The organism is Escherichia coli, from assembly GCF_036503815.1.
In the GTDB taxonomy this organism is placed as follows: domain Bacteria; phylum Pseudomonadota; class Gammaproteobacteria; order Enterobacterales; family Enterobacteriaceae; genus Escherichia; species Escherichia coli_F.
Genome location: NZ_AP027764.1, coordinates 4,706,610 through 4,719,299 on the forward strand (window position 1 = coordinate 4,706,610; position 12,690 = coordinate 4,719,299).

At 52.3% G+C, this 12,690-nt stretch carries 9 protein-coding genes; 4 read left to right on the forward strand and 5 right to left on the reverse strand.

The genetic code is table 11. The annotated features are described in order from the left end of the window. The first annotated feature begins 5 nt into the window (after window positions 1-5). The 3 genes from fsa to yijF all read left to right on the forward strand — a co-directional run bounded on the left by fsa (window position 6) and on the right by yijF (window position 2,671). Window positions 6-668 carry a fructose-6-phosphate aldolase gene (gene fsa, locus AABJ99_RS22470; protein ID WP_000424845.1) on the forward strand — a complete coding sequence of 221 codons (663 nt, stop codon included), beginning with the start codon at window positions 6-8 and terminating at the stop codon, window positions 666-668. Between the two features lie 10 nt (window positions 669-678). After that, complete coding sequence (gene gldA / locus AABJ99_RS22475) at window positions 679-1,782, forward strand: bifunctional L-1,2-propanediol dehydrogenase/glycerol dehydrogenase (RefSeq protein WP_000373989.1); 1,104 nt, start codon at window positions 679-681, stop codon at window positions 1,780-1,782. Window positions 1,783-2,053: 271 nt separating this feature from the next. Then, the gene (yijF, locus tag AABJ99_RS22480) at window positions 2,054-2,671 is read left to right on the forward strand and encodes a DUF1287 domain-containing protein (RefSeq protein ID WP_000647863.1); all 618 of its coding nucleotides are present in this window, start codon (window positions 2,054-2,056) and stop codon (window positions 2,669-2,671) included. 24 nt (window positions 2,672-2,695) lie between these two features. On the opposite strand, the gene yijE is transcribed toward yijF, so the two are convergent. The 4 genes from yijE to AABJ99_RS22500 form a co-directional block, all read right to left on the reverse strand. Continuing rightward, complete coding sequence (gene yijE, locus AABJ99_RS22485) at window positions 2,696-3,601, reverse strand: cystine transporter YijE (RefSeq protein ID WP_039021597.1); 906 nt, start codon at window positions 3,599-3,601, stop codon at window positions 2,696-2,698. Between the two features lie 93 nt (window positions 3,602-3,694). Continuing rightward, window positions 3,695-5,875 carry a catalase/peroxidase HPI gene (gene katG / locus AABJ99_RS22490; protein WP_338387457.1) on the reverse strand — a complete coding sequence of 727 codons (2,181 nt, stop codon included), beginning with the start codon at window positions 5,873-5,875 and terminating at the stop codon, window positions 3,695-3,697. Window positions 5,876-6,202: 327 nt separating this feature from the next. Continuing rightward, on the reverse strand, window positions 6,203-7,093 hold the full coding sequence (gene metF / locus AABJ99_RS22495) for a methylenetetrahydrofolate reductase (RefSeq protein ID WP_000007523.1): 891 nt from the start codon (window positions 7,091-7,093) through the stop codon (window positions 6,203-6,205). Between the two features lie 382 nt (window positions 7,094-7,475). Beyond that, the gene (locus AABJ99_RS22500; RefSeq protein ID WP_160524260.1) at window positions 7,476-9,029 is read right to left on the reverse strand and encodes a bifunctional metallophosphatase/5'-nucleotidase; all 1,554 of its coding nucleotides are present in this window, start codon (window positions 9,027-9,029) and stop codon (window positions 7,476-7,478) included. A gap of 132 nt (window positions 9,030-9,161) precedes the next feature. On the opposite strand from AABJ99_RS22500, the gene AABJ99_RS22505 reads away from it, so the two are divergent. Next, window positions 9,162-10,292, forward strand: a complete 1,131-nt coding sequence (locus AABJ99_RS22505; protein WP_039021495.1) for a hypothetical protein — start codon at window positions 9,162-9,164, stop codon at window positions 10,290-10,292. On the opposite strand, the gene metL is transcribed toward AABJ99_RS22505, so the two are convergent. Continuing rightward, a complete protein-coding gene (metL, locus tag AABJ99_RS22510) occupies window positions 10,256-12,688 on the reverse strand; it encodes a bifunctional aspartate kinase/homoserine dehydrogenase II (RefSeq protein ID WP_000110774.1) in 2,433 nt (810 codons plus the stop codon). The two genes, AABJ99_RS22505 and metL, sit on opposite strands and share 37 nt — an antisense overlap. Window positions 12,689-12,690: the final 2 nt, after the last annotated feature.

The following is a 12,690-nucleotide window of genomic DNA, read 5'->3' on the forward strand; positions in this document are numbered from 1 at the left end:
ACATCATGGAACTGTATCTGGACACCGCTAACGTCGCAGAAGTCGAACGTCTGGCACGCATATTCCCGATTGCCGGGGTAACAACTAACCCGAGCATTATCGCGGCCAGCAAGGAGTCCATCTGGGAAGTGCTGCCGCGTTTGCAAAAAGCGATTGGTGATGAGGGTATTTTGTTTGCTCAGACCATGAGTCGTGACGCGCAGGGGATGGTGGAAGAAGCGAAGCGCCTGCGCGACGCCATTCCGGGCATCGTGGTGAAAATCCCGGTGACTTCCGAAGGTCTGGCTGCCATTAAGATGCTGAAAAAAGAGGGTATTACTACACTTGGCACCGCTGTATATAGCGCCGCACAAGGGTTATTAGCCGCGCTGGCAGGGGCAAAATATGTTGCTCCGTATGTTAACCGCGTCGACGCCCAGGGCGGTGACGGCATTCGTACGGTTCAGGAGCTGCAAGCGCTGTTGGAAATGCACGCGCCAGAAAGCATGGTGCTGGCTGCCAGCTTTAAAACACCGCGTCAGGCGCTGGATTGTTTGCTGGCAGGATGTGAGTCCATCACCCTACCCTTAGATGTAGCGCAACAAATGCTCAACACTCCTGCGGTAGAGTCGGCTATAGAGAAGTTTGAGCACGACTGGAATGCCGCATTTGGCACTACTCATCTCTAAAGGAGCAATTATGGACCGCATTATTCAATCACCGGGTAAATACATCCAGGGCGCAGATGTCATTAATCGTCTGGGCGAGTACCTGAAGCCGCTGGCAGAACGCTGGTTAGTGGTGGGTGACAAATTTGTTTTAGGTTTTGCTCAATCCACTGTCGAGAAAAGCTTTAAAGATGCTGGACTGGTAGTAGAAATTGCGCCGTTTGGCGGTGAATGTTCGCAAAATGAGATCGACCGTCTGCGTGGCATCGCGGAGACTGCGCAGTGTGGCGCAATTCTCGGTATCGGTGGCGGAAAAACCCTCGATACTGCCAAAGCGCTGGCACATTTCATGGGTGTTCCGGTAGCGATCGCACCGACTATTGCCTCTACCGACGCACCGTGCAGCGCGCTGTCTGTTATCTACACCGATGATGGTGAGTTTGACCGCTATTTGCTGTTGCCAAATAACCCGAATATGGTCATTGTCGACACCAAAATCGTCGCGGGCGCACCTGCACGTCTGTTAGCGGCGGGTATCGGCGATGCGCTGGCGACCTGGTTTGAAGCGCGTGCTTGCTCTCGTAGCGGTGCGACCACAATGGCGGGCGGTAAGTGTACTCAGGCAGCGCTGGCGCTGGCTGAACTGTGCTACAACACGCTGCTGGAAGAAGGCGAAAAAGCGATGCTTGCCGCCGAACAGCATGTAGTAACTCCAGCACTGGAACGCGTGATTGAAGCGAACACCTATTTGAGCGGCGTTGGCTTTGAAAGCGGTGGGCTGGCGGCGGCGCACGCGGTGCATAACGGCCTGACTGCAATCCCTGATGCCCATCACTATTATCATGGTGAAAAAGTGGCATTCGGTACGCTGACGCAGCTGGTTCTGGAAAATGCGCCGGTGGAAGAAATCGAAACCGTAGCTGCACTTAGCCATGCGGTAGGTTTGCCAATAACCCTCGCTCAACTGGATATTAAAGAAGATGTCCCGGCGAAAATGCGGATTGTGGCAGAAGCGGCATGTGCAGAAGGTGAAACCATCCACAACATGCCTGGCGGCGCGACGCCAGATCAGGTTTACGCCGCACTGCTGGTAGCCGACCAGTACGGTCAGCGTTTCCTGCAAGAGTGGGAATAATCTATGCCAAACTCCCGGCTTGTCCGGGAGTTTGAACGCAAAATTGCCTGATGCGCTACGCTTATCAGGCCTACGAAATATATGCAATGCATTGAATTTACGTGTTTTTTATGTCTGACAAGGCGTTCACGCCGCATCCGGCACTCTGTGCCATTAATCTGATACTCCCACGTTGTTCGGGAGTTTTTATCCGCTTCTGGACATTTTCTCCACAGAACAATCGTTAGCCCGGAAGGTCGAATCTGTGAATATTTTTTCACGGACGAAACAGATGAAAGCTTCACTGGCGTTGTTCAGTCTTCTGACGGTATTTACCAGTTACTCCTTAAAATCTCCCGCTGTTCCACCAACCGTGGTACAAATCCAGGCCAACACCAATCTTGCCATCGCAGACGGTGCCAGACAGCAAATTGGCAGCACGCTATTTTACGATCCGGCGTATGTGCAGCTTACTTATCCTGGCGGTGATGTCCCACAAGAACGCGGTGTATGTTCCGATGTGGTGATCCGCGCCCTGCGCAGCCAGAAGGTCGATTTGCAAAAACTGGTGCACGAAGATATGGCGAAGAATTTTGCCGATTATCCGCAAAAGTGGAAGTTAAAGCGCCCGGACAGCAACATCGATCACCGTCGGGTGCCTAATCTGGAAACCTGGTTTACCCGCCACGATAAAACGCGCCCCACCAGCAAAAACGCCAGTGACTACCAAGCGGGCGATATTGTCTCCTGGCGATTAGATAATGGGCTGGCACATATTGGGGTGGTTTCAGATGGCTTCGCCCGCGACGGTACGCCGCTGGTGATACATAACATTGGCGCAGGCGCGCAGGAAGAAGACGTGCTGTTTAGTTGGCAGATGGTGGGGCACTATCGGTATTTTGCTAAATGAGCGCTCGCCCCACCTGTAAAAAATTCAGATCCTTTTTACGCTGACGGTTTCTTTTTTCTTACGGCTCACCAGCGCCAGTGCCAGCACAATCAGCACAATGCCGCTACCTTCAACGGCCCCCGGATTTTCACCGAGCAGCCACCAGGAAAAGAGTACGCCGCAAACAGGAACTGCTAACGTGCTTAGGCTGGCGATACTGGCGGGTAAGTTTTTCAATACAAACAGCCATAAGCTCCAGGCCAGCGCTGTCGCCAGAATCGCACTGTAGGCCAGCGCCCAGAACACGGTGGGTTGCCAGTCAATTTCACGTTGCGGCACCAGTAAAGCGACCGCACTCATCACCAGCGCCGCATACAACATCTGCCAGGATGTTAACGACAATAAATCTACGCGCGGATGACGGGCGTAAAGGCGTTTAGCGACAATGGCACTCGCCCCCCAACTGACACCGGAGAGGATCGCCAGCATGGCGCTTTTCATCGAAGAGAAATTGAGTTGCCACGGCTGCAACACCAAAAATAAGCCGAAAGCGGCAATCAGAATCGCCAAATATTGCCCGCGTCGCAGGCGTTCACCGAGAAACAACGCGGCGAAAATCACCACCCAGAATGGCATGGTATAGCTCAGGATCGCCACCTTCCCCGCTCCGCCGCTCACCAGCGCCCACTGCGCCAGGCCAACCATCCCGCAGGTTTGTAACAGGGCAATGGCTAAGGTGTATTTAAAGGGCGTCGGGCGCATTCCGCGACCACGTAATAAAAGGACGATGAATAAAACGAGAGCGCCGAAAATGCAGCGTAAAGCGGTAAAGTCGAAGGCACCGATGTAGCTGGTGACTTGCTTCATGAAGATCCAGCTATAACTCCAGATAAGTGTGAGCACAACCAGGCCACTGATTGCCAGTGGGTTGCTCTTTCCTGCGGCAGACATGAGAGATCCAGTGTGTAGTTTTCCTGTGGACACTATACGCCGGTAAAAAAACTTCAGCGACTGCCAGACAGACAGTCGCTGAAGAAGGTCAGATTACAGCAGGTCGAAACGGTCGAGGTTCATCACTTTCACCCATGCCGCCACGAAGTCTTTAACAAATTTCTCGTGAGCATCACTGCTGGCATAAACTTCCGCCACCGCACGCAGGACTGAGTTAGAACCAAAGATCAGATCCGCACGGCTGGCCGTGTATTTCACTTCGCCGGTTTCACGGTCACGACCTTCGAACAGCTCTTTCGATTCGTCGGTCGCTTTCCACTCGTAACGCATATCCAGCAAGTTCACGAAGAAGTCATTGCTCAATACACCAACGCGGTCAGTGAAGACGCCATTTTTGCTGCCATCGAAGTTGGCACCCAGTACACGCATCCCGCCCACCAGCGCGGTCATTTCCGGCGCGGTCAGCGTCAGTTGCTGGGCTTTATCAATCAGCAGTGACTCAGTGGTGGAAACATCCAGACGAGCGCGGTAGTTACGGAAACCGTCAGCAATCGGCTCCAACAGCTCAAACATTTCAATGTCAGTTTGATCCTGACGCGCATCAACGCGACCCGGCGCAAACGGGACATGAATGCTCAAACCTGCGGCGCTTGCGGCTTTCTCTACGCCAACCACACCAGCCAGCACAATGATATCCGCCAGCGAAGCTTTGCCAGACTCTTTCTGAATTTTCTCCAGAACTGGCAGAGCACGAACGGCTGCGGCGTTCACATCCCAGTCGCGCTGCGGCATTAATGCCAGACGCGCACCGTTGGCACCACCACGTTTGTCGCCACCACGGAAGGTTGAAGCAGACGCCCAGGCCACCGACACCAGCTCACTAACAGACAGACCAGAATCCGCAATCGCGAATTTCAGATCGATAATATCCTGCTCGGTCGGGTTGTAGATCGGCTGCGGCAGCGGATCTTGCCAGATCAGATCTTCTTTCGGTACTTCCGGTCCGATGTAACGAGATTTCGGCCCCATATCCCTGTGCGTCAGTTTGAACCAGGCACGGGCAAAAGCTTCGTTGAACGCCTGCGGATCGTTGAGGAAGCGACGAGAGATCTTCTCGAACTCCGGATCAAAACGCAGCGTCAGGTCAGTCACCAGCATTGTCGGTTTACGTTTCTTCGACGGATCAAACGGATCCGGGATAATTTCCGGTGCGTCTACCGCTTCGAACTGGATTGCGCCAGCCGGGCTGCGAGTCTGTACCCACTCATATTTGAACAGGTTCTCGAAGAAATAGTTGCTCCACTGGGTCGGTGTCTGGGTCCAGACCACTTCCAGACCAGAGGTGATGGCATCTGCGCCAACGCCGCTGCCGTAAGTGCTCGACCAGCCTAAACCTTGTTCTTCAATCGGTGCAGCTTCTGGATCAGGACCTACGTTTGATGTCGGACCGGCACCGTGGGTTTTACCCAACGTATGACCACCCGCAATCAGCGCCACGGTTTCTTCGTCGTTCATGCCCATGTTGCCGAAGGTCGCGCGGATAGCTGCTGCCGCAGAAAGCGGTTCGCCGCTGTGATCCGGGCCTTCCGGGTTAACGTAAATCAGGCCCATCTCGGTTGCGCCCAGCGGTGCTTTCGCCAGTGCTTCCGGATGACGGTGAGTCAGCCAGGCTTTTTCATCACCCCAGTTAACGTCCAGATCCGGTTCCCAGACGTCTTCACGACCAGCACCAAAACCGAAGGTACGGAAGCCTGAGTTTTCCAGCGCCACGTTACCCGCGAGGATAAACAGGTCTGCCCAGGAGATTTTCTGACCATATTTCTGTTTGATTGGCCACAACAGACGACGCGCTTTATCGAGGCTGACGTTATCCGGCCATGAATTCAGCGGTGCAAAACGTTGCTGACCACGACCCGCGCCGCCGCGTCCGTCGATGGAACGGTAAGTACCCGCACCGTGCCAGGCCATACGAATAAACAGACCGGCGTAGCTGCCCCAGTCGGCGGGCCACCACGGTTGAGATTCTGTCAGCAGGGCTTTCAGATCTTTTTTCAGGCCGTAGTAATCTAATTTGCTGAATTCTTTGCGGTAGTCAAAGTCCTCACCCAGCGGGTTAGAACGATTAGAATGTTGGTTTAACAGGTCAACACGGAGTTGATTTGGCCACCAGTCGCGCGTGGTTGTGCCCCCACCCGCGCTCTGGTCGTGACCGCCCTGATGGAACGGGCATTTGCCAGTGGCTGTCGTGTTATGGATATCGTCTGACGTGCTCATCAATGTGCTCCCCTCTACAGTGTTACCGTTACGATACACAGCGTTAGAGAGAAGTTATAATTGAATTAATCCACGGATGCGATAGTTGAGATCTTACATATTGTTGGTTAAAGAGATGTAGATCAAATTGATCGTAATTAAGACTTTTTGATTATGTCCGATTTCGGACAAATGCTTTATAAAAAAGGTTTTAGCTTCGTATTCTTCAAGAAATGAGGGAGAAAACAAGGCTGACTACCTTATTTTCTCACTCGCATTTCGAGGCAGCATTTTGTGCTCTGTTTAAAATTTGTGATCACAGTGTGATTTTCACAAAAGGCACACTATTTATAAACCAGGACGAACACCCAGCGTATGGCAAATCGCATAACTCATTTCAGCGCGGTTAAGCGTATAGAAGTGGAAATCTTTCACTCCTTCACGGCTTAAAATCTTCACCATATCCATGGCAATATTCGCGCCCACCAGCTTGCGGGTTTCAGCGTCGTCGTCCAGCCCGTCAAACATTTGCGCCATCCACGCCGGAATACGCACGTTGGTCATGTCAGCGAATTTCTTCGCCTGTTTAAAGTTAGATACCGGCAAAATTCCCGGAATAATTTCCACATCAATACCCGCCGATACGCAGCGGTCACGAAAACGCAGGTAGCTTTCGACATCAAAGAAGAACTGAGTAATCGCGCGGTTGGCTCCGGCATCGACTTTGCGTTTCAGGTTGAGCAAATCCGCCTGAGCGCTTTTCGCTTCCGGATGTACTTCCGGATACGCCGCCACGGAGATATCGAAATCTGCCACTTCTTTTAACAGCGTCACCAGGTCAGAAGCATACATTTCCGGCTTACCGCTTCCCGGCGGCAGGTCGCCACGCAGCGCCACGATATGACGAATACCGTTATTCCAGTAGTCGCGTGCAATGGTGCGCAGCTCGTCGGGCGTCGCATCAATGCAAGTAAGATGCGGCGCCGCTTCCAGACCAGTGCGATCTTTAATGCCTTTAATAATGCTGTGCGTACGGTCGCGCTCGCCGGAGTTCGCGCCATAGGTCACCGATACAAACTTCGGTTTCAGACTGCTAAGGCGATCGATGGAGTTCCACAGGGTCTGCTCCATTTCACTGGTACGCGGCGGGAAAAACTCGAACGAAACGTTAATCTGCCCCTGGACTTCTGCCAGACTCTGATTCAGGGCATCCCGCTGGCTGGCGTGAAAAAAGCTCATACCTTACCTCATCAATCGCTTGTAGTTATATGTTGTGTTGTGCACATCTATCCGTTTAGACGTCCAGATGTAAAGATGAAGGAAAAGCTGAAGGGCGTCAACCGAAAAATGACCAATGATGGTGAGGAAAAATCAGGGAAGATGAAAAAAACTCATCTTAATTAGAGGTAATAAAGAGATTTCTTTATAGCGCAATCAACCTCACTCGTTTTGACTGATATACAGGCAACACAACGGCACCTGTTCTCATTCGAAAAACAACGCCCTGCCACCGGATGGTGATGCTAAAGCATCTGATTCGGCCTGCGCTCTCGTGTAGGCCGAATACAGAATCTGCGAAATCAACTGGTAACAAACAGTAGAGTCAACTCAGTGCGTACTTTTATTTAATATCTTTCACGCGCATACCGTTGATCTGTTCATCCGTGATGGTATTACCCGCTTTAAAGTAATCAACCACCGCGTGATAAACGTAATAACCGCCCGTCGTATTGCGCGCTTTACCCTCGGTAAACGCGGTAAAACCATCTCCACCATCAGCAAGGAAACTCTGAGTAGCAATGTGGTAAACCGTCGCATCTTCAATCGGTTTGCCATTCAGCGTCAGCGAGATAACCCGCTGACCAACCGGCTTGCTGCTGTCGTACTTCATTTCCAGGCCTTTCGATACCTGTAAAACGCCATTACTTAAACTTGCGCCGTGTTCCATCAAACTGCGTAATTGTTTACCCGTGAGTTCCATCGTCACCAGTTCGTTGGGGAACGGGAAGGTACTGATGACGCCACCCATCGTAATTGCACCCGCCGGGATCTCATTGCGAATCCCACCAGAGTTGGTTAACGCCAACTGGGTATTTTTACCCGCCGCTGCCAGCAAAGCGTCTGCCGCCAGGTTCCCGAGAGAAGCTGATTCACCATAGGCACGTTTTAGTTCAACCGGCGATTGCGCCACCGTTTGCTGCACGACTTCATCCAGCTTTTTATTCCAACTATCAATCACCTGTTTTGTTTGCGGATCGGGCTTCCACTCGTCGGCGTAAAGGGTTTTAAGCTCGAAGTTTTTCACCGTAAAAGTGTGCGGCTTCTCTTTGTAGTCGAGAACCAGTTTACCCACATCAATCCCGCCGCTGTCAGTGGAGAGGATTAACGTATTGCCGACTTTAATCGGTTCCGGCGTACCCACATGTGCATGCCCGGTGATCAAAATATCCAGCCCTTTCACCTGACTTGCCGTCTGAATATCTTTATCCAGTGCGCGGCGCACATCTGTGCCCCCCATACTGGACTGGCGGGCCGGAACACCTTCGTGAATCAGCGCAACGGTCAAATCAACCTTGCCTTTGAGTTCATCGATATAACGTTGTAGCCATTTAATTTCATCACGCGCCTCAATACCCACTCGCGTTGCCGCAGATACCGTATCATTAAAGGCAAATACACCGTGCAAACCAATCACGCCAATTTTCACGCCGTCTTTTTCAATGATGGTATAGGGCTTATCCCAGAATGATTTACTGCTGTTCTGATAAAAAACATTACCCTGCACAATCGGGAATTTTGCCTGACTCAACTGTAATAACGTATTGTCCCAGCCGTGATCAAATTCATGATTACCTATAGTGACCGCATCGAATGGCATGGTATTCATAATATCGATAATCGCCTTGCCTTTAGTCAGGCTGCTGATATACGGCCCGGTAAAATAGTCACCCGCATCAAAAAACCAGGTCGCTTTGTTTTTAGCTTTTTCTTGTTTAACAAGCGTAGTGATATTTGCCCAGCCGCCAATATCCCGTTTACCGTCAGCAATCCACGGCACTTTATAAGGCTCTACATGTGCATGGAGGTCGTTGGTATAAATAATGGTGACATCTTTGGCGCAGGCCCAAAACGGCAGTGTTAATGCGATACCCGCAGCAAGCATTTTAATTTTCATAAACAATCCCTTCCAGTGAGATAAAGGATTGCTACATTACGTTCTGAAAGAGTTATTTATGTGAGAGAAATCACATCCACAGGGGAGCGTCGCCGGACAAAATCAACGACCTTGTGAAATCGTTGGTGATATATGTCGACTCTGTTTACGATTAATGCCTGCAAGTCGTTTGGTTGCCGTAATTTAGGGCAGCCAACATCTAAAGATTACAGCTGGCCCGACTATCGACTGGGTTATCCGGCATTGCACTGTCGGGCATGTGGCAGTTACCCGCCGTTGTTTGACGAGCAACAATTTCGTGACTGGCTGTCAGTTCACTTATCTACTTTTGCAACTGAGAAAGGCCATTTTTGCCCGGTATGTTATGGCACAGAGACGATTTGTTATGGTCACAATCCACAGGGATCGCAACGCATTCAATGTCGTAACTGCAAAAAAGTCTGGACACCCAAACAATATCAGAAAGAAATAACGCCTCCCGAAATAATCGAAACGGTTGCTCTTCTGGTGCCATTTCAGGGAGCCAGCGGCGGGCAAAAATTGTATGTTTTAATGAGTTTTGATGCTCTTCGCGGTAATATTCTTCATCTTTCTACTAATTACACGCTGCATCAGGCTGGAGAAAGTCTGCATTATCGATACAGAGGAAATGCAGAATCAGAGTTACACGACAATAATATTGTACAACGCGTTGATATGCGCGAAGCACAATTTCTACGCCGCAGTCAGTTTGATGAAATTCAGTATGGCAGCGCAGCGCTCAAGCGCAATGCTAAAGGCGCTATTCTGCGTCCGGTTATCTCGGCGCACGGGCATTTCAGGGTACTGAATATTCTCTTCCCTACGGTAAAAACGCATGTAATTTCACACGAGTGTTTTTTAAGAGGTGCGATTATTACGGCCTGGGCTGATCTGTTTCGCCAACAGCAAGGTGAAATCTGGTTTATTGAAGAGGAAATCGCTGACAGTACCGATAATACGCCCTGGTGCTTTCAGGGAACAACTTATCACGGCTGGTGGAAAAATCAGTGGCAACTCTGGGTACAGGGAAAAAATCGTAAAATGGTATGTGCATTAACGGGCGGAAAGAGTAGCAAAGCAGAAATGCTCTCTTTAGCAACCAGCAGACATTTTATCCACTGGCTACATAAACAAGCCGTATTTACTCACAGCACCCCGCTTTCAGCAGGGCGCGTTACGCAAATACTGCTTTCTCTGGCTCAGGATTACAACAACTGCGCCAGACGGTTAATATCCGACTGAATCGCCCCGGCGGTGACGTCGCGCCCTGCACCTGGCCCGCGGATCACCAGCGGGTTGTCGCGATACCAGCGGCTTTCGATGGCAAAGACGTTATCGCACGGTAGTAGTGATGCCAGCGGATGGTCTTCTCGCACCGCTTCCACGCCTACTCGCGCTTTGCCGTTGGCATCGAAACGCGCCACGTAGCGCAACACCAGCCCCATTTCACGGGCCGCTTCCAACCGTTGTACCATCTGCTCATTAAGTTCATCGCCATTTTCAAAGAAATGGTCGATGCTTCCACCTTCGCAATGGGTTGGCACCAGTGATTCAACACGCACCTGGTCCGGTTCAATGTTGTAACCCGCTTCACGCGCCAGAATCACCAGCTTGCGCATCACGTCTTTGCCGGAGAGGTCATCACGCGGGTCAGGTTCAGTTAAGCCCTGCTGCCACGCCTGATCCACCAGCTCGGTAAACGGCACGCTACCGTCGAATTGCAGGAACAGCCAGGAGAGTGTGCCGGAGAAGATCCCGCTGATCGACAAAATAGTGTCGCCGCTGTCGATCAGATCGCGCACGGTATGGTTGATCGGCAAACCTGCGCCGACGGTGGCGTTGTATAGCCAGTGACGCCCGGTTTTTTCGAACGCGTCGTGGATCTGGCGATATTTATTGCTGTCGCTCGCTCCCGCCAGTTTGTTGGCACTGATGACGTGGAAACCGTGGCTGGCGAAATCGAGGTATTGATCGGCCAGTTGCTGACTGGCGGTAACGTCCAGCACCACTAAATCATCATACGGATGGGCACGCATCCACAGGAATAGCGACTCTTCATCCTGCTCGACGGCTTCATCATTAAAGAAGGCTAGCGCGCGGCTGGCGTCCAGCCCGTCATAGCTCAACAGGCTACGGCGGCTGTCCACCACGCCTGCCAGCACAAATTCAAAGCCGGTGCGCGCCGAGAGCGTGCTCTGCTCACGGGCGAACAGTTCCAGCCAGCGGGAACCGATATTGCCCTTACCGAACAATACCAGGCCGATGCGTTTTTCTGCGCGGAAGACGGACTGATGCAGCCCCTGAATCAGGCTTTCGGTCGGCCCGGTGCGCAGTACTGCCACCAGGCTGATGCCGTCATCGGACTGCCAGGTAAACTCGACCGGCTGGCCTTTCAGTTGCTGCCAGAAGCGGTGGCAATGCAGCGGGTTACGGGTGACGCCTGCACCAACCATCGCCACCAGCGCCAGCCCCTGACGCAGGCGCAGTTCGCCGGGTAATCCCGCTTCGTCGAGGATTTTCAGCGCACTGTCGGCCACTTCCGAGGTGTAGCAAAATTGCAGCAACTGGCGATCGTTATGCACGCCAACTGCCAGTGGGCGCACCTGAGCACGTTTCAGGATTTGGTCGATCTCTTTATGCGCCAGTTTAAAATCCTGACTGGCGGGCACCTGAAACTCAATCAAACAGACATCATCGTGGCTGGTGACAATACGCGCGCCAGTACCTGAGGCCAGCACGCGTTCAATGCGCGTGGAACCTTGATCCGGCGTGTAGCTACAGCGCAGCTGCAGGTCGATTTCGCTGCCAGAAACTGGCTGTAAAGTACGGGCGTGAAGAACGGGGGCCGCCAGACGCGCCAGTTCGCTGGCTTCATCCAGACGCAGCAACGGCAGCAGGCAGGCGTCTTTCACTTTACGCGGGTCGGCGCTATATACCCCGGCGACGTCGCTCCAGATGGTTACGCGGGAAACTCCCGCCAGCGCACCGATTTGTGTCGCGGAATAGTCGGAACCGTTACGCCCCAGCAGCACCGTTTCACCGGCGTTGTTACGGCTGATAAACCCGGTCACCACCAGACGTTTGCCCGGATGTTGTACCAGTAGCTGTTGCAGCAACGGGTAAGAAAGCCCTTCATCAACCTGCGGCTGCGCGGCGCGTTCAGCGCGTAAAAACTCGCGGGCATCAAGCCAGGCCGCTGGCAGCCCTTGTTGATTAAGTACCGCAGACATCAGGCGCGCCGACCACACTTCACCGTGGCCCACCACTTCCGCATACACCGCATCGTTAATACCGCTGTCGAGCAGCGCCGCCAGGCGTTCCAGATCGCTGACAAAAGCGCTAATGAGGCTATCGGCTTCTTCAGCGGGTAGCAGGCCGCTAATCAGATCGCACTGATAGCGACGCAGCGTTTGTTGAACCTGATGCGCAGAGAGACGATCGGTCTGGCTTAGTTTCAACCAGTTAATCAACTGGTTAGTGGTGCTACCGGCGGCGGAAACCACCATCATATCGTCAGGCTGAGAGTACTCCGCCATAATGCCCGCGACACGCAAATAACACTTCACATCAGCCAGACTACTGCCACCAAATTTATGCAGTTGACGACCTTTCGCCCCTGCCTGCGCAATCACACTCATTT

Bases quoted from the DNA above. Each gene is read 5' to 3' on its own strand.
- yijF (WP_000647863.1), top strand. From the start codon at position 2,054: ATGAAAGCTTCACTGGCGTTGTTCAGTCTTCTGACGGTATTTACCAGT.
- katG (WP_338387457.1), bottom strand. From the start codon at position 5,875: ATGAGCACGTCAGACGATATCCATAACACGACAGCCACTGGCAAATGC.
- metL (WP_000110774.1), bottom strand. From the start codon at position 12,688: ATGAGTGTGATTGCGCAGGCAGGGGCGAAAGGTCGTCAACTGCATAAA.
- fsa (WP_000424845.1), top strand. From the start codon at position 6: ATGGAACTGTATCTGGACACCGCTAACGTCGCAGAAGTCGAACGTCTG.
- AABJ99_RS22505 (WP_039021495.1), top strand. From the start codon at position 9,162: ATGTCGACTCTGTTTACGATTAATGCCTGCAAGTCGTTTGGTTGCCGT.
- yijE (WP_039021597.1), bottom strand. From the start codon at position 3,601: ATGTCTGCCGCAGGAAAGAGCAACCCACTGGCAATCAGTGGCCTGGTT.
- AABJ99_RS22500 (WP_160524260.1), bottom strand. From the start codon at position 9,029: ATGAAAATTAAAATGCTTGCTGCGGGTATCGCATTAACACTGCCGTTT.
- metF (WP_000007523.1), bottom strand. From the start codon at position 7,093: ATGAGCTTTTTTCACGCCAGCCAGCGGGATGCCCTGAATCAGAGTCTG.
- gldA (WP_000373989.1), top strand. From the start codon at position 679: ATGGACCGCATTATTCAATCACCGGGTAAATACATCCAGGGCGCAGAT.